This window comes from Rhizobium sp. BK049, assembly GCF_014193135.1.
Classification (GTDB): domain Bacteria; phylum Pseudomonadota; class Alphaproteobacteria; order Rhizobiales; family Rhizobiaceae; genus Rhizobium.
This window is the reverse complement of the sequence record NZ_JACHYV010000001.1, coordinates 363,728-385,001: the sequence shown is the minus strand read 5'-3', so window position 1 is coordinate 385,001 and position 21,274 is coordinate 363,728. Positions and strand designations below refer to the sequence as shown.

General features: G+C 61.5%; 19 protein-coding genes and 1 pseudogene. 10 read left to right on the top strand and 10 right to left on the bottom strand.

Features of this window, described 5'->3' with window-relative positions; translation table 11 throughout:
- Positions 1–5 precede the first annotated feature (5 nt).
- The 4 genes from FHT70_RS01795 to FHT70_RS01780 form a co-directional block, all read right to left on the bottom strand.
- Positions 6–956, bottom strand: coding sequence for an ABC transporter permease (locus tag FHT70_RS01795; protein WP_183698475.1), 951 nt, complete (start codon positions 954–956; stop codon positions 6–8).
- Positions 953–1,903, bottom strand: a complete 951-nt coding sequence (locus FHT70_RS01790) for an ABC transporter permease (protein ID WP_183698474.1) — start codon at positions 1,901–1,903, stop codon at positions 953–955. Before FHT70_RS01790 ends, FHT70_RS01795 begins: the two co-directional genes overlap by 4 nt.
- Positions 1,900–3,351 carry a sugar ABC transporter ATP-binding protein gene (locus FHT70_RS01785; RefSeq protein WP_183698473.1) on the bottom strand — a complete coding sequence of 484 codons (1,452 nt, stop codon included), beginning with the start codon at positions 3,349–3,351 and terminating at the stop codon, positions 1,900–1,902. Before FHT70_RS01785 ends, FHT70_RS01790 begins: the two co-directional genes overlap by 4 nt.
- 72 nt (positions 3,352–3,423) lie before the next feature.
- Positions 3,424–4,440 carry an ABC transporter substrate-binding protein gene (locus FHT70_RS01780; RefSeq protein WP_183698472.1) on the bottom strand — a complete coding sequence of 339 codons (1,017 nt, stop codon included), beginning with the start codon at positions 4,438–4,440 and terminating at the stop codon, positions 3,424–3,426.
- Positions 4,441–4,719: 279 nt separating this feature from the next.
- Here FHT70_RS01780 and FHT70_RS01775 point away from each other — a divergent pair, with 279 nt between their 5' ends.
- The 3 genes from FHT70_RS01775 (at position 4,720) to FHT70_RS01765 (ending at position 7,859) form a co-directional block, all read left to right on the top strand.
- Entirely contained in the window at positions 4,720–5,955 is a 1,236-nt protein-coding gene (locus FHT70_RS01775) for a sensor histidine kinase (protein WP_183698545.1), read from the top strand.
- 13 nt (positions 5,956–5,968) lie between these two features.
- Complete coding sequence (locus FHT70_RS01770; RefSeq protein WP_183698471.1) at positions 5,969–6,691, top strand: response regulator transcription factor; 723 nt, start codon at positions 5,969–5,971, stop codon at positions 6,689–6,691.
- Between the two features lie 283 nt (positions 6,692–6,974).
- Positions 6,975–7,859, top strand: coding sequence for a DUF6030 family protein (locus FHT70_RS01765; RefSeq protein ID WP_183698543.1), 885 nt, complete (start codon positions 6,975–6,977; stop codon positions 7,857–7,859).
- A gap of 66 nt (positions 7,860–7,925) precedes the next feature.
- Here the strand turns inward: FHT70_RS01765 and FHT70_RS01760 are convergent, their stop codons facing one another.
- The gene (locus FHT70_RS01760; RefSeq protein ID WP_183698470.1) at positions 7,926–8,849 is read right to left on the bottom strand and encodes a LysR family transcriptional regulator; all 924 of its coding nucleotides are present in this window, start codon (positions 8,847–8,849) and stop codon (positions 7,926–7,928) included.
- Between the two features lie 133 nt (positions 8,850–8,982).
- Between FHT70_RS01760 and FHT70_RS01755 the strand changes: the two genes are divergently transcribed.
- Positions 8,983–9,867: an alpha/beta fold hydrolase gene (locus FHT70_RS01755; RefSeq protein ID WP_183698541.1), complete on the top strand. Its 885-nt coding sequence runs from the start codon at positions 8,983–8,985 to the stop codon at positions 9,865–9,867.
- Here FHT70_RS01755 and FHT70_RS01750 read toward each other — a convergent pair.
- Positions 9,825–10,454, bottom strand: coding sequence for a TetR/AcrR family transcriptional regulator (locus tag FHT70_RS01750; RefSeq protein ID WP_183698469.1), 630 nt, complete (start codon positions 10,452–10,454; stop codon positions 9,825–9,827). The two genes, FHT70_RS01755 and FHT70_RS01750, sit on opposite strands and share 43 nt — an antisense overlap.
- Positions 10,455–10,620: 166 nt before the next feature.
- Between FHT70_RS01750 and FHT70_RS01745 the strand changes: the two genes are divergently transcribed.
- Positions 10,621–13,083, top strand: coding sequence for a glycoside hydrolase family 3 C-terminal domain-containing protein (locus FHT70_RS01745; protein ID WP_183698468.1), 2,463 nt, complete (start codon positions 10,621–10,623; stop codon positions 13,081–13,083).
- A gap of 235 nt (positions 13,084–13,318) precedes the next feature.
- The gene (locus FHT70_RS01740) at positions 13,319–13,789 is read left to right on the top strand and encodes an Hsp20 family protein (protein ID WP_085781829.1); all 471 of its coding nucleotides are present in this window, start codon (positions 13,319–13,321) and stop codon (positions 13,787–13,789) included.
- 498 nt (positions 13,790–14,287) lie between these two features.
- Here the strand turns inward: FHT70_RS01740 and FHT70_RS01735 are convergent, their stop codons facing one another.
- Positions 14,288–14,569, bottom strand: coding sequence for a DUF4143 domain-containing protein (locus FHT70_RS01735; RefSeq protein ID WP_246721702.1), 282 nt, complete (start codon positions 14,567–14,569; stop codon positions 14,288–14,290).
- A 179-nt stretch (positions 14,570–14,748) separates the two neighbouring features.
- Here FHT70_RS01735 and FHT70_RS01730 point away from each other — a divergent pair.
- A pseudogene (locus FHT70_RS01730) lies at positions 14,749–14,877 on the top strand (IS3 family transposase); the annotation flags it as partial.
- 46 nt (positions 14,878–14,923) lie between these two features.
- On the opposite strand, the gene FHT70_RS01725 reads toward FHT70_RS01730, so the two are convergent.
- Positions 14,924–15,460 (bottom strand): OmpA family protein, encoded by a 537-nt coding sequence (locus FHT70_RS01725; RefSeq protein WP_085781828.1) that lies wholly within the window; start codon positions 15,458–15,460, stop codon positions 14,924–14,926.
- Positions 15,461–15,474: 14 nt separating this feature from the next.
- On the bottom strand, positions 15,475–16,149 hold the full coding sequence (locus FHT70_RS01720) for a L,D-transpeptidase (protein ID WP_183698467.1): 675 nt from the start codon (positions 16,147–16,149) through the stop codon (positions 15,475–15,477).
- A 383-nt stretch (positions 16,150–16,532) separates the two neighbouring features.
- Here FHT70_RS01720 and FHT70_RS01715 point away from each other — a divergent pair, with 383 nt between their 5' ends.
- Both FHT70_RS01715 and fhuF read left to right on the top strand, forming a co-directional pair.
- Positions 16,533–18,704, top strand: coding sequence for a TonB-dependent siderophore receptor (locus tag FHT70_RS01715; RefSeq protein WP_183698466.1), 2,172 nt, complete (start codon positions 16,533–16,535; stop codon positions 18,702–18,704).
- Between the two features lie 2 nt (positions 18,705–18,706).
- Positions 18,707–19,492 (top strand): siderophore-iron reductase FhuF, encoded by a 786-nt coding sequence (gene fhuF, locus FHT70_RS01710; protein WP_183698465.1) that lies wholly within the window; start codon positions 18,707–18,709, stop codon positions 19,490–19,492.
- A 12-nt stretch (positions 19,493–19,504) separates the two neighbouring features.
- On the opposite strand, the gene FHT70_RS01705 is transcribed toward fhuF, so the two are convergent.
- On the bottom strand, positions 19,505–20,422 hold the full coding sequence (locus tag FHT70_RS01705; RefSeq protein WP_183698464.1) for an AraC family transcriptional regulator: 918 nt from the start codon (positions 20,420–20,422) through the stop codon (positions 19,505–19,507).
- Positions 20,423–20,517: 95 nt separating this feature from the next.
- Between FHT70_RS01705 and FHT70_RS01700 the strand changes: the two genes are divergently transcribed.
- Entirely contained in the window at positions 20,518–21,267 is a 750-nt protein-coding gene (locus FHT70_RS01700) for an SDR family oxidoreductase (protein ID WP_183698463.1), read from the top strand.
- The last annotated feature ends 7 nt before the right edge of the window (positions 21,268–21,274 follow it).

Sequence of the window (21,274 nt, the reverse complement as noted above, 5' to 3'; positions counted from 1 at the left end):
CCTGATTATCGCATGCCGGCCCGGCGACCGCCGGCGAGCATGATCACGCTGATGATGATGAGGCCGGTCATGATGAGGCGGATGCCCGCGCCGAGCCCATAGGTGTTGAGCATGGAGACGACCAGGAACATGAAGAGCGACGCGCCCCAGATGCCCGGCACGTTGGAATCGCCGCCGGCAACCGCTGTGCCGCCGATCACAACGACGGCGATCGAGGTCAGCAGATATTCCGAGCCCATATTGAGTGCTGCGCCGCCGGAGAAGCAGGCGAGCAGATAGCCCGCGACGGATGCGAGCACGGCGCAGAAGAGGTAGGTGACGAAGCGCGTGCCGTCGACCGGAATGCCGGCCATGCGTGAGGCGGGCATGCTCTGGCCGATCGCCGAGATCCAGCGCCCGTAGATCGTCTTCTCGAGCAGGAACCAAGCGAGTAGCGAGATGAGGAACGCGACGATCGCCACGTTCGGTACGCCAAGCGTGTTCGTGGTGGTGAATTCGGCAAGCACGCTGGGCGGCTTGATGCGCAAGCCACGGTTCGTCCAGATCGCCGCGGACTGCACGATGAAGCTCATGGAAAGCGTGGCGATGATCGGCGGAATGCGCAGCGCCTTGATGAGCGCATAGTTGCCGAGGCCGACGACGAGGCCGATGAGGATGGCGACAAGAAGCCCAGGCAGGATCAAGCCGTTTTCGACATTCATCAGTTTCAGCGCCACCGTACCGGCAAGTGTCATGGTGGCGGGAACCGACAGATCGATATTGCCGGGACCGAGCGTGATGACGAACATCTGGCCGATGCCGACGATCGCCGAGAAGGCGGCGAAGGTGAGTGCCGCCTGCGACAGGCCTAGCGTACTGGCGCCAAGGGTCACCATGATTGTCAGGAACCAGACGATGAAGGCGGCAAGCCATGACCAGATCCAGGGTTTGCCGAAAAGGCTGAGGAAGGGCGTCATCGGCGGCGTTTCTCCCGTTTTTCCAGCCGGTTCAGCATGAGGCGAAGTGCGAGCACGATGATCAGGATCGCGCCCTGGGCTCCGATCTGCCAATCGGGCGAGATGCGCAGGAAGGAGAGGAACGAGCCGGCGAGCGTCAGCGTCAGCGCGCCGATAACGGCGCCGACAGGGGAGACGCGGCCGCCGATGAACTCGCCGCCGCCGAGGATCACGCCGGCGATCGACAGCAGCGTATAACGCAGCGCGATATTGGCATCGGCCGAGGTGGTGAGGCCGACGAGGGCGATGCCGGCCAGCACCGCGAAGAAGCCGGCAAGCCCATAGGCGATGGCCCGCGCCCCGACAATCGACCAACCGGCCCGCTCGACCGAGCGCTGGTTGCCGCCGATGCCGCGGATCAGCACGCCGAGCGAAGACCGCATGACCAGAAGATGGGCGACGGCGGCTATGATGATGCTGGCGACGATCGCCATCGGCGCCAGCGGCGGCTTGACGGTCATCAGAGAGCGCACCCAATCCGGCGCCTGCCCGCCGGGCGCCGGCAGCAGCAATACGGCAAGTCCACCCCAGACGAAGCTCATGCCGAGCGTGACGACAATGGACGGCAGGTCGCGCAGGTAGATGATGACGCCGAGGGCCGCATAGGCCGCGATCGCTCCCGCAAGGATCAGGATGCCGGTCGCCGGGTCGTCGCGCAGAAAGGTCGCGCTCACACAGGCGACGAAGCTGACGAAGGTGCCCATCGACAGATCGAGATCGTTCACCGTCATCACAAGCATCTGGGCGATCGTCGCAAGCGCGATCGGCACAGCGAGATTGAACAGCAGGTTGAGGCCGACATAGCTCATGGCGCGCGGCTGCAGCCAGAATACGGCGGCGAGCAGCAGTGTCAGCGAAAGGGCGGGAATGGCAAGACGCAAGGCGTCGGATGACAGCCGGACCATCATGCGGCGACCCCCTCGAAGGATGCGGCGATGATGTTCGTCTCGTTGACGGCGTCGCCGGCAAGTTCGGCAGTGATGCGGCCTTCGCGAAAGACGTAGACGCGGTCGCAGAGACGCACTTCGTCCATTTCAGTCGAATACCAGATGAAGGTGCGGCCGCGCGAAGCTTCGTCGCGGATGATGGCGTAGACCTCCTGCTTGGTTCCGACATCGACGCCACGCATCGGATCATCCATGAGGACGACCGGCGCGCGCGTAGCAAGGGCGCGGGCAAAGAGCACCTTCTGCTGATTGCCGCCGGAAAGCGACAAAATGCGGTTGGCCATGTCGGGCGTACGGATTTCGATCCGCCGCCTCCAGTCGGCGCCCTTGGCCTCCTCTTTATCAGCGGCAATGAGGCCACGCCGCGACAGGTCACTGAGCGAGGCGACGGAAAAGTTGCGCAGGATGCTCCAGAGTTCGAAGATGCCGTTGAGGCGTCGGTCGCCGGCGACGAAGGTGACAAGCGGATCGCGCTCGGGCAGCCAGTTGCCGGACTTGGCGGCGTGCAGGGCAAGCAGAAGCTCGGTCTGACCGTGGCCGGCAAGACCTGCCAATCCGATGATCTCGCCCTTGCGGGCCGAAAAGGGACGGCCCGCCGTCTGATGGGAGAGAACGAGCGGAGCGGCGGATTGCTGGCGCGCCGGGCGCTGCCCCGTCTCCTCCTTCGCAACGCTGCCCATGGCCTCTACCAGACCATGATGGTCGAAGCCGTGGGCGGGGCGTTCGGCAACGACGCGGCCGTCCTTCATGACAACGATGCGGTCGGAGGTTTCGAGGACCTCGTGGAGGATATGCGAGATAAAAATGACGGAGCCACCGGCCGCGACGAAGCGGCGGACATGGTCGAGCATCTGGCGGGCGAGGCTCGCGTCGAGCGAGGAGGTCGGTTCATCGAGGATCACCAGCCGCGGCGGGGTGCCGGCGTCGGAAAAGGCCATCGCGATCTCGACCATCTGTCGCTCGGCGATCGAAAGGTCTCCCACTGCCCGACCGCTGTCGATGCCGTGGCCGGGGAAGACCGCATCGAGGCTCTTTTCGATGATTTCTGCGGCGCGCCTGCGCCAGCCGAAGCCGCCTAGATCGCGGTGCATGATGCGCGTGTTCTCGACGATGGAGAGGTTGGGGCAGAGCGAAAGCTCCTGGAAAACGCAGCGCACGCCGCGGGCTCGTGCCGCGTTGATGCCGTAACGCTCCAGCCGCTCGCCATCACTCGACACACTTCCCTCATGGGGGGTGAGGCCGCCATTGATGACGCTGACGATGGTGGACTTGCCGGCTCCATTGTGCCCGACCAGCCCGACGCACTCGCCTGACATGACGCGGAGCGTGACGCCGTCAAGCGCCCTGACCGCGCCGAAACTCACCTTGGCGCCATCGACGGCGATCACCGCCTTCAAAACCTCATCCATGCTGCCCGCCACATCTGCTCGGAAGGACTGCCGCGCGGCCATTTTCGGCGCGCGCGGCAATCGCCGGGAGAGTTACTTTGCCGACTCGATGACCTTGATCGCGTCTGCCTGCGTGTATTCCACATTGGCGACGCCGCCGGCCTGGGTATTGGCGAGGTTCGTTTCGAGATTGTCCTGGTCGATGCGCAGGAACGGCACGACGAGATCCTTCTTGACCTGCTTGCCGTCGAGGATCTGCTGGGCGACCCAGAAGGCGAGGGTGGAGACGCCGGGCGCGATGGACACCGACATCGTCTCGTAGCCCTTGGCGTCCTTCTGTTCCTTCCACCACTTCAGCTCGTCTTCGCGGTTGCCCATGATGATGATCGGCATCTTCCGGTCGGTCGCGGCGATCGCTTGTGCGGCCCCATAACCGTCGCCGCCCTGCGTCACAACGCCGACGATGTCAGGCAGGCTCGGCAGGATGCCGGCGACGGCCTTCTGCGCCACGTCCTGGGCCCAGTCTCCGTGAACGGAGCCGACAATCTTGAACTGCGGGAACTGATTGACGCCTTCGTGGATGCCCGCCGAGATCTCGTCATCGACGAAGACGCCGGCAAGGCCGCGGATCTCGAGCAGATTGCCGCCCTGTGGGAGTTTCTTCGACAGATATTCCACCTCGCTGCGGCCCATTTCCTTGAAATTGACAGCGATGCGCCAGGCGCAAGGTTCGGTCACGATGCCGTCGAAGGAAACGACGGTGATGCCTGCGTCGCAGGCTTCCTTGACCGCGCCGTTCAGCGCCGTCGGCGAGGCGGCGTTCAGCACGATCGCGTCATAGCCCTGCAGGATCATGTTTTGGATCTGCGCCGCCTGTTCCGTCGCCTGGTTCTCGGCAGTGGTGAAAGGATCGGCCGCGGCAACGACGCCTGATTTTACGGCTTCGCCCGCCACCTTGCTCCAGCTCGTCAGCATCGCCTGGCGCCAGGAGTTCCCGGCATAATTGTTGGAAAGAGCGATCTTCTTGGCCGACGTGTCGGCAAAGGCGGATACGGGCATGGCGGCGCAAGCAATAGCGGCCGATGCCAGAAGCATCTTACGGATTGTCATGTCTTCCTCCCTGATGATCGCGCCGGTCGGCGGATCGCTTCACTCCTGCCGGCCAAACCAGACCCGAGTGAAAATTGTTCTTGCACTGAGCTTCCTCCTCTCAGTAAGGGCAGGATGCGGGAGATCGGCCTGCCTGTACAGGGGCAAGGCGGCAACTCGTTTGCGGGTTTTGCGCAACAAGCTGCGGGTTTACGCAAGACGGCGGCCCATTTGCGGGCGCTTACTGGGAAACGATCACGCCGGGTTGAGGAGCCCGTCGTGACGGGGGAGGAACTGACAATGCTGCATCTCGCACCGGCAGCCCTGTTCGACCACTATCTCGGCATTTCCCGGCTGCTCGCGGGTCAGCTCGACTTCCGCTCAGCGATCCGGTCGGTTGCTGCCGAGGTCGCCCACATCATCCCCCACGACCATCTCGACGTCTGCGTGCTCGAAGGCGGCAACTATCACACGGCCTATGAGACGGGCATCGAGACTGCCTGGGGCGAGATCGCCGGCGCGCCTGTCGTCAACAGCCCCATCCGTTCGCTGCTGCGAGGTGAGGTCGATTTTCTGCTCACGGACGATGCCATGACAGACCCGCGTTTCCATTTCGAGGGCGCGTTCAAGCGGCCGATCGTCGAACAATCGCTGAGGAGCCGGTTGCATGTGCCGATGAAGGTGCAGGGCACGATCATCGCGGCCCTTTCCTGTTCGTCTCACAGGGCGGGCGTCTATACGATGGAGGACGTCGAACGCGCCCGCATCATCGCCGATCTGCTGACGCCCTATTTCTTTGCGCTGCAGGCGGCCGAGCAGGCGCAACGCTCGGCGATCGTGGAGGCGGAGGCACGCGCCCGCGAGGAGGGGCTGCGTCAGGGCGCGCTGAAGCTGACCGAAGCCCTGGAGCAGGAACGCCAGCGAATCGGCATGGACCTTCACGACCAGACGCTTGCCGACCTGACGCGGCTTGCCCGGCGAATCGACCGGCTGTCGCGCAACGGCGAGGTGACGCCCGAGGCGCTCGAACCCGTTTCGCGATCGCTGCAGCATTGCATGCAGGATCTGCGGCAGATCATCGAGCAGGCAAAACCCTCCGTGCTCCAGCTCTTCGGCCTCGCTCAGGCGATCGAGCATCATCTCGACCGATCGACCCGCGACACCGGGTCGGGCATCGAATGGGGACTCGTCGACGAGACGAATGGGGCGCTCGAAAGGCTGGAGCCGACCGTCAGCGTCGCCTTGTTTCGCATAGCGCAGGAGGCGATCAACAATGCCGTGCGCCATGCCGCCCCGCTGGCGATCATGGTGCGGCTCGAAGCCGACGACGAACAGCTGGCGATCGAAATCTCCGACGACGGAACCGGGCTTGCCAAGACGCGGGGACGGATCGGCGGCGGCATCGACAATATGAAGACCCGCGCGCGGCTGATCTCGGCGCGCTTCACGACCGGCCCCGGCCATAATAATCGCGGGACCGCGGTGCGCGTCGTGCTGCCGCTGGCGCCGAGCGGCCCGGCGGGCGAGCCGGACTGAGGAGAAAGAAAAGATGAAGGTTCTGATCGTCGAGGACGACCCGCTGCACCGGTCCTACCTGCATGAGGCTGTTAACGCCGCCCTGCCGGAATGCGACACGGTGATCGAGGCGGAGAACGGAACCATCGGTGAGAAGCTCGCCCGCGACCACAAGTCGGCGCATATCGTCATGGACCTGCAGATGGCGAGCCGCAACGGCATCGAGGCGGCGCGCACGATCTGGAAGGAGCGGCCGGAAACCCGCATCCTGTTCTGGTCGAATTATTCGGATGAGGCTTATGTGCGCGGCGTCTCGCGCATCGTGCCGGATGGCGCCGCCTATGGCTATGTGCTGAAATCCGCCTCTGACGAGCGATTGAAGCTTGCGTTGCGCTCGATCTTCATCGAGAGCCAGTGTGTCATCGACCGCGAGGTGCGTGGTCTGCAGCAGAAGAGCCTCGGCCAGACCAACGGCTTCACCGATTCCGAATACGAGATCCTCGTTGACATAGCCCTCGGTCTGACTGACCGGGCCATCGCCAAACGCCGGAGCCTGTCGCTGCGCAGCGTGCAAAACCGCCTGCAGCAGCTCTACGACAAGCTCGACGTCTATCAGACGGCTGGCGACGACCACGAGGACGGCCGCTTCAATCTCCGCGCCCGCGCCGTCACGATTGCTTTCCTGCGTAAACTTCTGAATTACAGCGCTCTCGAACGCGCTGAGGCGGAGCTGCAGGAATGGCTTGATGGAAAGTAATCTCCCGAAGGATCGGCGACATAGGCGAGCTTTTCTTTTGGGCGCAGCCGTTTCAAGGCTGCCGCTTGACGCTCGATACACTCGACATCAAAATCGCGGTTTCGAAGGTGAGCCGGCTGTACCGCTTTCACATCGTCGCTCGCCTCAAAAGGTTTGGCCACGGGGATTGACCAGCCGCCGACCGACACCGCTGGTCGCAAGCTTGCGAGGCAACGCAGTGAATAAATTGTTCTCAGCAGCCGGTTCTTCTCGCGACAGCCCATCCAAGCGCTGGAAGTTCCCGTTGCTGAGCAACCGCCGCCCGTTACGTCGGCCAGCGGTGTTGCTACTCGCCCTGCTTGTCGCAACGATTGCGGTTTCTTACCTTGACATCCGCCAATCCGAATCTCCGACCGAGGACTTGGAAAAGGGAGCGCTCAACAAGGCTGCCCCTTCGCCACGCCCAACCGTCCACTCTGATCCGGCTGCTTCTTTTCTTCGTCCGACGATATCCATATCGCGGCATCTGATGGAGGTCCCAAAGCTCGACCTGGCAAGCCAGTTTCTGCGGATGTGGCTGGTCTCGGGCGCCAATATTTGCAGCTCTCTTCGAGAGGCCGGCATAGAGGTGAGCGAATGGAAAGCCGCATCGATGCGCAATCGCGATTATGAATGTTATTTTCAGCGCATCTACGAACGGGACGAAGTGAGGCCGCTGAGCTCAACCTTCCTCAGGATTCGTGGAGATGAGACGGGTAATATTGTTGAGATCCGCGCCAAGATCGTCGGACCGAAGATTGATGCTGAGGGACTTCTCGCCCCTGAAGTGCTGCGCATTTTCGAGATCATTGTGAAGCAGGCATGCTGGCGAGATTTTGAAGATGCGCTTGCGTCGATCCGAAGACTTCGCGATGTCGAGGCCGAACGATTTGGCTCTTATCTCAGCTTCACGCGGGAAGCCGGCAGCGAAAACAGATTTAGTTTTGCTCTAGGCCTCAAGGCAGCTCCAGGTTCGCAGGCAAGAACCAGGGCGTATTTTTCGGCAGACCGCTGGCTGGCCACGACGGATCCGCGCATCCCGCGGACATCATCCGCATCGATCGCAATGGCGCGTTCAGATCAGCCGATGGCACTCAATGGCGGAGCAAGTGCCGGCTCCGATTCAAAACCGAGCCGGAACTGCGGCTGAGCGTCAAAGCCCCCAGCGTTGTGAGTAGGGAAAGTGTACCCGCCTCGGATATGGCGCGACAGCGGATCAGCGCGACAGGCTGGCTGCCGGTCGAAAAGCGTCGGCTCGGGCGGCGCAATTCTCGACGACGAAATCCACGAAAGCGCGGACTTTGGGCGAAAGCTGGCGATTGGACGGCCAGACCAGCGAGAGCGAGCCGAAGGGCACCATGAAGGAGGTGAGGACGGGGATCAGGCTTCCCGCTCGCATATGCGATGCCGCGACATAGACGGGCAGGTGGGCAAGGCCAAGACCATCCTGCGCTGCCCGCAGCCCCGCGTCCGTATTGTTGAACGTCAGGCTTCTGGGCAGAAGCAGCCGCTCGTACGGCGTCTTGAAGGCCCATGACGCGATACGGCCGCTGGATGGGTATTTGAAATGAATACAGGCATGCCCGCAGAGATCGGCAGGTGTCTCCGGTTGTCCATGGCGCTCGAAATAGTCGGGGCTGCCGCACACGACGAAATGCTGATCGCCAAGGTGGCGGGCGATCAGCCGCGTATCGGCAAGCTCGCCGCTCCGCACCACGACATCCAGACCCTCTTGAACCAGGTCTATGACCCTGTCTTCGAAATCCACATCCAGTTCGATTTCCGGGAAGCACTCGGCAAAGGCCGGCAGCATCGGCATCAGCAGATGGTGTCCGACGATGTGCGGAACGCTGACGCGCAGGCGGCCTCTTGGGCGTTCCCGGCTATGCAGGACGCTTGCCTCTGCATCCTGCATGTCGTCGATGATGCGCTTGTAGCGCTCGTAAAGGACCGCCCCTGCGTCGGTCAGGCTGATGCTGCGCGTCGTCCGGTTGAAGAGCCGCACACCGAGCCGGCTTTCAAGACGCGCCACGGCCTTGCCGATCGCCGACGGCGAAACGCCGGCAACGCGCGCGGCTGCGACATAACTCTGCTGTTCGGCTGCATGAACGAAGGCGAAGAGGTTCGCGAGACTATCCACGGCAAGATCCGATTAGAGACATTTTGTCCTTTATGTAAGGCCGCCCGTGGCAGTTGATCAATATTGCGTAACAAATATCCTTTGTTCGTCAGCGGGAACGGATAGGCCTGCCAAGATAAAGGGAGTGGATGGCATGCGTGACTACGCGAGAGAGTTGCCGGAGCACACGGGCATATATATTGGCGAGAACGACCTTTTCCTGGAAATCTTTCGCGGGAACGATCGCTCGGATGAGGCCGATCGACCGCCTCTGCTCTTTGTCCATGGCGCCTTCACCGGCAGCTGGATGTGGAGCAAGTACATTCCCCACTTCATGGCGGCGGGGTGGGATTCTCACTGCATCAATCTGCGAGGTCACTACAAAAGCAGGTCGGTGGATTTCACGAAGGTGGAATTCGAGAACTATCTTGAAGATATTCGTGAGGCGATTTCCGCAATCGCTGGGGAATGTGCTGTTCCTCCTGTTGTGATCGGTTTCAGCATGGGCGGAATCCTCAGCCAGAAGCTGGCGGAAAGCGTTGGCATTGCCGGGCTGGTATTGATCGATTCCAGCATCTCCAGGCAGGTGCATGACGAGGTGCCCTACCAGGATCTTGCGCCTGAGATACCTGGCGTCGTTATTCCCGCGCCGGCGCGTGACGAGCAGTCCAGCCCTGACGAGACGCCCGACGATATCGCCTTCCAGCGGAAGTACCTGTCGATGGAATCCGCCAGAGCCTTCGGTGTCTTTTCCTTCCATTTCGGAGCCGAGGGGATTTCCATCGACGGCAGCAAGATCACCTGCCCCAGCCTGGTCATCTCAGCTGTCAACGACGCAGCCGCCGACCGGCGAGGGCAGGCGATGGCACGGCACATCGGCGGCGAGTATCTCGGTCTCCGGGGCATGACGCATACGGGTTTGCTGGTCGGCCAAAGGTACCACGAAGCCGTCAGCCGCATCATGATTTGGCTCACGCGCTTCGATGAAAAGAGAGTTCATCCCTCCGGCGCGAGGCTCGCCAGCAGGCGGTCGACATAGGCTTCCAGACCGCCGACCATATCGAAGCGCTCGGGGTCGCGCAGCCAGAGCATTTGCAGGCCATCCATCACGGCGATCAGTTCGGCCGCGATCACCTTGCTGTCGATCCTCTTGTCGATCGAGCCATCGGCGATCGCCCGCTCGAAAGTCGCGGCGATGTCCTTCTGCATCTCCGCAGTGCGAGCGAGAAACCACGCCTTGGCGGGGTGATCCTTCATCAGGCTTTCGGCATTCAGAATCGCGAAGGCTCTGACGACCTCGATCATTTCGGCATTGCGGCGGAAGATCTCGACCATGCCCTTGAGCAGGCCGCTGATATCGGAGCGATAGTGCCCGATGAAATCGGCGCTATCGAGATCGCGCTTGGCGAGGATCGCGAGCAGCAGATCGACCTTGGTGGGGAAATGGTGCAGCAGGCCGGGCAGCGACAGGCCGACGTCCCGGGCGATATCTCCGATCGCGGCATTCTGATAGCCGTCTTCGGCAAAGCGCCGCATCGCCGCGGCCAGGATTTCCGCGCGGCGCTCCTCTCCTTTGGGGGATCGACGCCGTCTTTTCTCGTCCTGTCCCGTCTTCCGTTCTGCCATTATTTCTCCCGTCGGCCTCTTTTAACGGCGATGCGCCGATCCGCAATGCTCCGGCCGATATATCCTCTTCTTCTTACATCAGCTCCGTCAGCTTGACATATTAAAAATACCGAGTAATCGGTAGGTTTAACAGACGGTGCTCGCAGTCTTTGAACGGGAGGTTTGCATGATCGATTCCATTCTCGACGAGATGACGCTCGAAGAACAGGTCTCCTTGCTGTCGGGCGCCGATTTCTGGACGACCGTGCCCGTCGAGCGGCTTGGCGTGCCGAAGATCAAGGTGACGGACGGACCGAACGGCGCTCGCGGCGCGGGCTCGCTGGTCGCCGGCGTCAAGGCGACCTGCTTTCCTGTCGCCATTGCGCTCGGCGCCAGCTGGAATCCCGATCTCGTCAGGCAGATGGGTGTTGCCCTTGCGCGCCAGGCAAAGAGCAAGGGAGCGGCCGTGCTGCTCGCGCCGACAGTGAATATTCATCGCTCCGGCCTCAACGGCCGCAATTTCGAATGTTACTCCGAAGATCCGATGCTGACATCAGAACTCGCGGTCGCCTATATAGAGGGCGTGCAGAGCGAGGGGATCGCGGCGACCATAAAACACTTCGCCGGCAATGAATCCGAGATCGAGCGGCAGACCATGTCGTCCGATATCGACGAGCGGACGCTGCGCGAAATTTATCTCCCGCCCTTCGAGCAGGCGGTGCGCCGCGCCGGCGTCATGGCGGTCATGTCCTCCTATAACCGCCTCAACGGCACCTATACGAGCGAGCATCAATGGTTGCTGACCAAGGTGCTGCGCGAGGAATGGGGCTTCGACGGCATCGTCATGTCCGACTGGTTCGGCTCGCATTCCACGGCCGAGACGATCAATGCCGGCCTCGATCTCGAAATGCCGGGCCCGGCGCGCGACCGCGGCGAGAAACTGGTCGCGGCCGTGCGCGAAGGCAAGGTGGAAGCCGCCACCGTGCGGGCGGCGGCGCGGCGCATGCTGCTGCTGCTCGAGCGCGTCGGCGCATTCGAGAACAAGCCCGATCTCACCGAACGGGCGGTCGACCTGCCGGAAGACCGGGCGCTGATCCGGCGCCTCGGTGCCGAAGGCGCGGTGCTCCTCAAGAATGACGGCATCCTGCCGCTTGCCAAGACCTCGCTCGATCGGATCGCCGTCATCGGACCGAATGCGGCGAGCGCCCGCGTCATGGGTGGGGGCAGCGCGCAGATCGCCGCGCATTATACGGTGAGCCCGCTCGAAGGCATTCGCGCCGCTCTTTCCAATGCCAACAGCATCAGCCACGCCGTCGGCTCCCGCCATAACCGCCTGATCGACGTGTTCAAGGGAAAGATCACCGTCGAATATTTCAAGGGGCGCGGCTGCAAGGGCACTCCGCTTCACGTCGAGACCGTCGACAAGGGCGAATTCTTCTGGTTCGAACTGCCGTCGGGCGAACTCGACCCCGCCGATTTCTCCGCCCGGATGGTGATGCAATATGCGCCTGAGGAGAGCGGCCAACATGTCTTCGGCATGACCAATGCCGGACTGGCGCGGCTCTTCGTCGACGGCCGGTTGATCGTCGACGGCCATGATGGCTGGGTGCGCGGCGAGAATTATTTCGGCACCGCCAACGACGAACAGCGCGGCGCGGTGACGCTCGAAGCGGGCAGGCCTTACGAAGTTGCCGTCGAATATGAGCCATCCACGGCGAACGAGGAGGGCATCAACCTCATCGCCGTCCGCTTGGGCGTCGAAAAGCCGCTCGGCGCGGCCGACATCGAAGTCGCCGTCGAAACGGCCCGCAATGCCGATGTCGCGCTGCTCTTCGTCGGTCGCGACGGCGAGTGGGACACGGAAGGGCTGGATCTGCCCGACATGCGGCTACCGGGGCGGCAGGAGGAACTGATCGAGAAGGTCGCCGCCGCCAACGCCAACACCGTCGTTGTGCTGCAGACCGGCGGTCCGATCGAGATGCCCTGGCTCGGCAAGGTCCGTGCCGTGCTGCAGATGTGGTATCCCGGACAGGAACTCGGCAATGCCGTTGCCGACGTGTTGTTCGGCGAAGCCGAGCCGGGCGGCCGCCTGCCGCAGACCTTCCCGAAGGCGCTTGCCGACAATTCCGCCATCACAGGCGATCCTGCCGTTTATCCCGGCAAGAATGGGCATGTGCACTATGCCGAAGGCGTCTTCGTCGGCTATCGCCATCACGATATCAGCGCCGTCGAACCTCTCTTCCCCTTCGGCTTCGGCCTTAGCTATAGCCGCTTCCGTTGGGGCGAACCGCGACTCTCCGCAGGAGAAATGGATCCTGAAGGCATAACCGTCAGCATTGACGTCACCAACACAGGCGACCGGCCAGGCTCGGAACTGGTCCAGCTCTATGTACGCTCGCCGTTAGCCAAAGTGGAACGGCCGGACAAGGAACTGCGCGCCTTCGCAAAGCTCTCGCTGCAACCCGGCGAAACAGGCACAGCCGTTATGAAGGTTCTGCCGCGCGATCTGGCCTATTTTGATATCGAGGCCGGCGCCTTCCGGGCCGAACCGGGTGGTTATCACCTGGTCCTGGCGGCGAATGCCGCCGATACAAGATTCGTGCTCCACCTGCCGTCACCGGCCAGCTACGTGCTGCCGCCGACCTCATGATTCCGATGTCGAACGGCCAGGCGCCATTGGTTGAGCTGAATGAAAACAGTGCGCAAGAGGCGATCCGGACTGCCGGATCAAGCAGCCTGAAATTTTTTAGATTCTCCTCTTGAATGGAAAATCATGCGGAACCAGATCATCGTCGTCGGCAGCGCAAAAGCGGGCCGATGATCAGAGGGGAGACGCAGGTTTCCGACGCGTCTCCAACCCATGTTGCTTTACGGAGGATATGGCTATGAGAAACGAACTTGATTTCGCCCCCCTTTACCGGTCCAGCATCGGATTCGACCGTGTCTTCAATCTCCTGAACAATGCGCAGCGCCTGCAGGCGATCGAGACCTGGCCGCCCTATGACATCGTCAAGACGGGCGAAGACGACTATCGCATTCAGATGGCGGTGGCCGGCTTCGCCGAAGGTGACCTCGACATCACCCAGGAGCGGAACGTCCTTCTGGTGAAGGGGCAAAAGCCCGATGGGAAAGAAGGCGAATATCTGCATCGCGGCATCGCCGGGCGCGCATTTGAACGCCGCTTCGAGCTCGCCGATCACGTCAGGGTCGAGAACGCCTCGCTGACGAACGGTATTCTCTCGATTGCGCTGAAGCGTGAAGTGCCCGAAGCCATGAAGCCGCGCAAGATCGCCATCGGAGACGGCTCCTTTCAGCAGGCGCCTCTTCAGATCGAAGCCGAGCGTCAGGTGGCTTAAGGAGAGCCTCTCCATGAAGTCCCGAATTAAGCCGTTTATCGTGGAGATCAGGAAACGTCGCGGAAGCAGCGCGAAAGATGCGGCAAAGCCTCTGTTTTTGAAGTCGTTAGGCAAGCTTCGCAATGCGCACGCCGTTTCTGAAGCGCGATCCTGAACAGGGTTCCGCGTCGACTGGGGCCGGCGCCATGTGGCCGGCCCTTGTGCACGAATGATGCGGACCGAGTTTGCTCTTCCTCGAATTCTCACCCGCGACGAGATCGTTGCGTTTCGCGCCCGCTCCCTAAGGTCCGTCTCTGCAGTGATTTGTGACGACCTCATCGCTTTCGATTGGTCATGTCATGACTTTTCAGGTCATCTTTGCCGCCGTTGCGCTAGCGATGTGAGGGCTTGACGTGTTGGTGCTCCTGGCGATCACGGATCGAACTGGGACGAGCGACATTCTTCAAACTGGCACGAATGGCCCCGCCCCTAACCCGCCCGGCGCTTTTCGATCGCAGTTCACATTGTCCATAGAAGTGATAGCGGGGCGGCTTGTAGCTTTTCTCCGAACGGGGTCACTCGGTCGTGGTCGTGTAAGACGAGCCCTCGCACGAAACGATCGCCGACCGCCTCTTGTAACTGGCGCAGCCCGCGAAAATCGTCAGACTTCACCGTTGCCGACGCCTTTACTTCAATCCCAACAACCCGGTCGCGCCGATCCTCGACGATGACATCGACTTCATCTTGGTCTCTCGTCCGGTAGTGGGAGAAGGAAAAGCGCCGGTCTGACCAAGACGCCAGTTCTCGGCAAATTTAAAGTCTAAGCCCGGCTAATTTTAATCTACTCCACGGCTAGCTTAAAGCGCTGACGGTCTTAGTCTAATCGCACGACCGTCAAATTACAGTCGTTCCGGCGCGGATGAAGATCGAAATACGCCGGTGTTCAATGAGAACTTCCAGGTCTATGGCGTGGCAAGGTCTGGCGGCAGGCGGCAAGCTGGACCGCCCATGCAGATTTCGTCCTCGATGCCTCGAACTAGACGCTTCATGATCGACGGCCCGTCCATCGCGGCCTCATCCACCATCCCGACGGGGGCGTGCAATACATGTACTAAGCAACCTTTGTTCGGCGCGTCCCGGAAAGTTCATCTGCGATCAAACCGCATCCGGCTGGGTGCGCAGATTGGTGACGACGCGCCGGTTCTGCACCTTGCAGGAGCGCTCCGTGCAGTCGCGGACTTCGCGGTCGTTGCCGTAGCCCTTGGCCCACATGCGCTTGGGGTCTACGCCCTTCGAGGCGAGATAGGCCATCGCCGCATCGGCGCGCTTCTGCGACAGCGTCTGCATATTGGAGGCGGAGCCGGAATCGTCGGCAAATCCCTGCAGCTTGAGCAGCCACGTTGGGTTCCTGTTGAGCCAGGCGGCCTGGTTGTCCAAGGTTGCCATGGCGACGGTATCGAGCGCGGCGGAGTCCTGCTTGAAGTAGATCCGTCGGCCGACATTGAGAATGAAATCCTCCTCGCTACCAGCCGCAACGTTCTCGAAACCGGGGGCGGGGTCGTTGGTCTGGCCGGTCATCGGCACCGCGGCCGGTTCTTCCAGGGAGGCGACTTCGGTGGTGGAGCAGGCGGCGAGCGCCAAGAGCATGGCTGCGCCGGCAAGGCGCTTGGTGTATCCGATCATAGCAGACATAGGGGTGATATTCCTCATTCGACCGGAGTTGTTTCGCTAACCTGAGTGGCGCCCTCAGCCTGGTCGGCAATATGCGGCAGAACCTGTACGGCCGTGCCAATGGGGCAGCGCTGGTACAGATCGATGGCGTCTTCGTTGAACATGCGGATACAGCCGCTGGAGGCGTCCTTGCCGATGCTCCATGGCTCCAGCGTGCCGTGGAACCGATAGCCGGTGTCGACGCCGTCGCGATGCAGATACATGGCGCGAGGGCCAAGCGGGTTCTTCGGTGAGCCACCCGAGACGAATTCCGGCAGTTCGGGATGGCGCTTGCGCATCTCCGGCGGCGGCGTCCAGCGCGGCCAGAGCGATTTGGCGTCGATGGTGGCGCGGCCAAACCATTTGAAACCTTCGCGACCGACCCCGACGCCATAGCGGATGGCGGTCTTGTTCTCCATGATCAGGTAGAGAAAATGGTGCCTTGTATCGACGACAACGGTGCCGATAGGCTCACTGCTGAAATATTTGACCACCTGGCGATGCCAGCGCTTGTCGATTTTGGCGAAATTGGTGCTGCGGAATGTCACGCCGTTGTCGACGGCTGTGCCGTCGAAATAAGAAGCTGCCGCTGCGGCTGCCGGTTTGCTGACGGCGCCGGTCCCAAGCAACGCCAATCCACCGAGCATAATACTCCTGCGCGTCCACACCATCAGCTAAATCCCCCCTGAAAGCCAACAAGCGAAGTGGCAGTAAACCAGATTTTTTATTTGCCTCAATAGAAAACTCCTCTCCCTATCAAGATCGATAGAGAATCTAGGGTCGCCTGATGCTGTATTGCTCCGGTCGTTACTCCGGGCGGGAGAATGTTATGCCGACTGCGTACGGGTCCGCAAAGGACAGGAGGCGCGGCCGGAGCCTGCATCGCAGGTGTTCCGTGCCAGCGTTCCAGTGTCGATGCTGCGTGCAACCTCTTCGCGAATGGCCGTGATAGGCAGATCATCGAATAAAAGGTGACTAAAATAATCATCTTATGTTGACAAGCTCCACTTCGCTCCATAGGTTCCGCCCGCATCCGTGACGTAGGGATCAAGCAATGGCGCGTGTTTTTTTGAATGTTTCTAATAATGTATCGCGAATTTACAGAGACAGCCTTTGTGCGACGACCGCGATAGTCCTGATCGGCATTGCAGCATCGCCGGCTGCTGCCCAGAGCGCCTCCGCAGGTGACACCGCGACGACACTGGAGCCGATCGTCATTCAAGGTGCAGCCTCTGATAGCAAGACCGACCGGACGTCGGTCACCGCCAAGAACAGCGCGGGCGCGACCAAGATCAACACGCCGCTTGTCGAGACGCCGCGTTCGATCTCGGTGACGACGGAGAAGGAAATCGAGCAGCGCGGCGCCCAGTCGGTCATCGAGGCGGTGCGTTATACGGCCGGCGTGACCACCGGGCCGAACGGCTTCGATCCGCGTTTCGACCAGATCTACATTCGCGGCTACAATGCCACGACAGTCGGCGATTATCGTGACGGATTGCGCCAGCCCTATATCAATTACGGCATGTTCCGCACCGATCCCTATCAGCTGCAGCGCGTCGAGGTGATCAAGGGGCCGGTATCCGTTCTCTACGGCTCGGGATCGCCGGGCGGCCTCGTCAACAAGATCTCGAAGCTTCCGACCGAAGAGCCGATCCGTGAAGTCGGCATTACCTACGGCACCAAAGACCGGGTGCAGGGGATGTTCGATTTCGGCGGGCCGATCAGCGAAGACAGGGACGATTTCCTCTATCGTATCGTCGGCCTCGCCCGCCGCGGCGACACCAATTTCGATATTGCCGACGACCGCTATTTCCTGGCGCCGTCGTTTACCTGGAAGCCTGACGAGGGCACGACCTTCACGCTCTACGGCCTGGCGCAGTCTGACGAAACCGACGCCAATGTCGGCGCGATCACCACTGTGGACGGCAGGATTCTGGATCTGAGGGCGAGCGATCCCGACTATGACCACCAGAAAATCAAGCAGCAGCAGGTCGGCTACCAGTTCGAGCATGAATTCGACAACGGCCTGACCTTCCGGCAGAACCTGCGCTATTCGCATCTCGATCTGGAGGCCCGTTACCTCGGCGTTACCAGCTGGACGGGGACCGTCGCGCATCGCGGCACGAATGCGATCCGCGACGAAATGAACGTCTTTCAGGTCGACAATCAGCTCGAGGCGAAGTTCGATACAGGTTCGCTTGCGCATACAATGCTGTTTGGGCTCGACTACACCAATCTCAAGTCGAGCTTTGGCTATGGCTTCGGAGCCGCCGATCCGGCATTCGACTTCGATATCGCCAATCCGACTTATGGAGTCTCGGGCACCACGCCGGACTATAATTTCTTGGCTTCCGATGCCGACATGCGGCAGCTTGGCATATACGTCATGGACCAGATCGAGGTCGGAAACTGGCGCTTTAACCTCGGCGGCCGACAGACCTGGGTGAACCAGACGCGAGATTCGACCTTGCCCTCGGTCAGTTCGGAGGATGTCGACAAGAACGCCTTCTCGGTACAGGCAGGCGCGCTTTACCTCTTCGACAACGGCATCGCGCCGTTCGTTTCCTACGCGACCTCCTTCGATCCGGTCACCAACCGATCGGCAACCAACACGATTCTTCCGCCGACGAAGGGCGAGCAATACGAGGTCGGCGTTAAGTACCAGCCTCCCGGCTCCGATATCCTGCTCTCGGCCGTCGCCTATCACATCGTCGAGCAGAATAAGCCGAGGCTCGCCGACCCGCTGACCTTCGCCTATGACTCTCAGGGCGAGGTGACCGGAAAGGGTATCGAGCTTGAAGCCCGCGCGGCGATCGCCGACGGTCTCGATATCATTGCTGCCTACACCTACAACGACTCCGAAGTGACCGGGGGCAACAACGTCGGAAACACTCCGGCCATCACCCCGACCCATGTTGCGAGCCTGTGGGCGAACTACACTTTCCAGGAAAGCAATCCGTTCAACGGTCTGTCGGTTGGCGCCGGCGTGCGCTACATAAGTGAGACCTGGACGGATGTCGCCAATACCTCGAAGAATCCAGCAACTTTCTACGTCGATGCATCCGCCTCCTATGATTTTGGCGCAGTCGACAAGAAATACGAGGGCCTGACGGCTGCCTTCGCCATCCGCAACATCGCCGACGAGCGCGAAACGGTTTGCGAAGAGGGCTTCTGCTATCTCGGCCAGGGCCGCAACATGACCGGCACCCTGAAGTATCGGTGGTAGGCATGGCTGTGGAGATGAACGGGCCCTCAGAGCGTCCTTCGATCGCTGATCATTCCGTCGCCCACCAGGCCGTCGATCTTGACGGCCTGGTGGGCGACGGCCCGTTCGCCTATTGCCGCGGCAAACTGCTCGGTACTCCCTCGCAGGCGGGCTTGGTCGTTCCCTGCCGGGATCTCGGCGATCGCGACGTCTTTGACGGGATCATCGCCCGATATGCCCAGAAGTTTCCGGGCAGCGATCGCCGCGCGATCGTCTCCATGTGGACGCTCTATTATTTCAGCATGCTGACGATCGCGCCGAGCGTCCATATGTTCGTGAACCGCATCGCCCTGCCGATGGAAATCCACGGTCTGTCGCTGGTCTGCAATGAGCAGACGGGCGAGCCGGAAGCATTCGTAATGTCCGGCAGTCCCGCGATTGCCGTCGATCCGGCTGCCGAGCTTCACCGGCTGATGCTCGGCCATGCCGACCCCGTCATTTCGGCGATTGCCGCCAATTCCGGCGTGGCGCCGAAGCTTCTCTGGAACAATGCGGCGGCCTACCTCTCCTGGATCCTGAAAGAGATCGCTCACCGCCACGAGCCCGCCCTCGTCGAAGGCGGTCTGGCGCTGCTGAATGATGCTGAGTGGCCGGGCGGCGGGCGCAATCCGATGTTCGGCATGATCCGCATGGCGCGCCAGCAATGCGGGTTGGAATTCGCCCGCCGCAAGGTCTGCTGCCTGCGTTATAACCTGCCTGGCGTCGGCGGCTGCGGCGAAGCCTGCCCGCTGCCGGACGGACGGCATTGAGGCCGATTAGAATTATGCGGCGGCGTTTGACATGGTCTTTGCCTGCTCGGCATATCGTGACGGCGGCAATCCGACAAAGCGCGTGAATGCCGTGCTGAACGCGCTTGCGGAGCCATAGCCGACGCGCTCGGCGATCTCCTGAATTCCGATATCGCGTTGCCTCAGCAGATTTTTGGCGAGCGCCATGCGCCATGATATCAGATACTCCATTGGCGCCAGACCCACAGTGCGGCGGAAGCGGTTGAAAAACGCCGACCGCGACAGGGCCGCCTCTCGGGCAAGCTGCTCCACCGTCCATTCCCTGGCCGGATTTTCGTGCAGCCGACGGATGGCCAGGTCAAGACGTGTATCGCTCAGACCCCGCAGGATTCCGAGCGGCGCTTTCTCCCCGGCATTCGAGCGCAGCGCCTCGACAAGCAAGACTTCCAATAGCCGCGCCAGGATCATATTCTTTCCCGGCCGCTCGGTGCGGGCTTCGTCCGTGACGAGCTGTACGATCGCCGCCAGTCTGCTGTCGCCGCGGATATGAATGATCCGCGGCAGCAGGGAAACCAACAACGCCGCATCAGGCGATCCGAAAGCGAAGTGGCCGACAAGCAGGCGTGCATTCGGAGTCCCTTCGGGATCGCCATGACGGGTCTCTTCAGGAAGCATCGTGACGGTGAGGGGATCGATGCCGGGCGATAATCCGTCGCCCAGGCTCGACATCGTGAAGGCATGGACGGCCGGGATCAGGACGAAGTCGCCTTCGCGCAATGTGATTTGCTCGTCCTCCGCGCTCAACCGCGAAGAACCTTCCAGCACGACGCAGTAGAAGGGCTGTCCGGTCTCCTGGCGCTCAACGCGCCACATCCCTGCGCCGCTGACGAGCTTTGAATGGCGCGCCGCTGGCTGCAGTAGCGTGACCATATCAGCCAAAGGATCGCTCATCGATACTCCTGATAATGAAACAAGGACCGCGCATGATATTCAGTTTCGATATCCCCGTCTACATCTGTAGCTGTCAGAATGGATAGGAGACAGACATGAAGACCGTTCTCGTTACAGGATGCTCGTCGGGGTTCGGGCTGGAAATTGCCAGATTCTTTCTCGCGCAGGGCTGGAAGGTGATCGCCACCATGCGAACGCCGAGCCAAGACCTGCTGCCGCCTTCAGACCAACTCAAGATCGTTGCTCTGGATGTCACGAGACCTGAAAGCATCCGCGCTGCGGTTGACGCCGCAGGTCCTGTGGACGTGCTGGTAAACAACGCCGGCATCGGCTGGCTCAACGCGGTTGAGGGAACGCCGATGGAGATCGCGCGCGAAATTTTTGAGACGAATACGCTCGGAACGATCGCGATGACGCAAGCGCTTCTGCCGCAGATGCGGGAGCGGCAGGAAGGCGTTATTGTCAACGTTACGTCAAGCGTAACGCTCAAGCCGCTCCCGCTCCTCTCTGTCTATACGGCGAGCAAAGCCGCGGTGAACGCGTTCACCGAATCTGTCGCGCTCGAGCTCGAGCCGTTCAATGTGCGTGTGAGGATCGTGCTTCCGGGGCGCGCGCCGGAAACGCGGTTCGGCGATACGGCGAGCGCACGGATTGAACGACAGGGCGGCTTCCCGGAAGCCTATTCGTCGGTCGTCGCAGAAGTGTTCGCGTCTTGGGAGCAGCAGTCGGGAACTGCCCTGACACAGCCCGTCGACGTCGTCGAGGCGGTATGGCGTGCTGCGACCGATCCTTCCTCTCCATTGCGCATCCCTGCAGGGGCCGACGCGGAAGCATTGGCGGGATGAAGGCGGT

Coding starts and splice junctions, on each gene's coding strand:
- FHT70_RS01795 (WP_183698475.1), bottom strand. CDS start 956: ATGACGCCCTTCCTCAGCCTTTTCGGCAAACCCTGGATCTGGTCATGG.
- FHT70_RS01790 (WP_183698474.1), bottom strand. CDS start 1,903: ATGATGGTCCGGCTGTCATCCGACGCCTTGCGTCTTGCCATTCCCGCC.
- FHT70_RS01785 (WP_183698473.1), bottom strand. CDS start 3,351: ATGGATGAGGTTTTGAAGGCGGTGATCGCCGTCGATGGCGCCAAGGTG.
- FHT70_RS01780 (WP_183698472.1), bottom strand. CDS start 4,440: ATGACAATCCGTAAGATGCTTCTGGCATCGGCCGCTATTGCTTGCGCC.
- FHT70_RS01775 (WP_183698545.1), top strand. CDS start 4,720: ATGCTGCATCTCGCACCGGCAGCCCTGTTCGACCACTATCTCGGCATT.
- FHT70_RS01770 (WP_183698471.1), top strand. CDS start 5,969: ATGAAGGTTCTGATCGTCGAGGACGACCCGCTGCACCGGTCCTACCTG.
- FHT70_RS01755 (WP_183698541.1), top strand. CDS start 8,983: ATGCGTGACTACGCGAGAGAGTTGCCGGAGCACACGGGCATATATATT.
- FHT70_RS01750 (WP_183698469.1), bottom strand. CDS start 10,454: ATGGCAGAACGGAAGACGGGACAGGACGAGAAAAGACGGCGTCGATCC.
- FHT70_RS01745 (WP_183698468.1), top strand. CDS start 10,621: ATGATCGATTCCATTCTCGACGAGATGACGCTCGAAGAACAGGTCTCC.
- FHT70_RS01740 (WP_085781829.1), top strand. CDS start 13,319: ATGAGAAACGAACTTGATTTCGCCCCCCTTTACCGGTCCAGCATCGGA.
- FHT70_RS01725 (WP_085781828.1), bottom strand. CDS start 15,460: ATGTCTGCTATGATCGGATACACCAAGCGCCTTGCCGGCGCAGCCATG.
- FHT70_RS01720 (WP_183698467.1), bottom strand. CDS start 16,149: ATGGTGTGGACGCGCAGGAGTATTATGCTCGGTGGATTGGCGTTGCTT.
- FHT70_RS01715 (WP_183698466.1), top strand. CDS start 16,533: ATGGCGCGTGTTTTTTTGAATGTTTCTAATAATGTATCGCGAATTTAC.
- fhuF (WP_183698465.1), top strand. CDS start 18,707: ATGGCTGTGGAGATGAACGGGCCCTCAGAGCGTCCTTCGATCGCTGAT.
- FHT70_RS01705 (WP_183698464.1), bottom strand. CDS start 20,422: ATGAGCGATCCTTTGGCTGATATGGTCACGCTACTGCAGCCAGCGGCG.
- FHT70_RS01700 (WP_183698463.1), top strand. CDS start 20,518: ATGAAGACCGTTCTCGTTACAGGATGCTCGTCGGGGTTCGGGCTGGAA.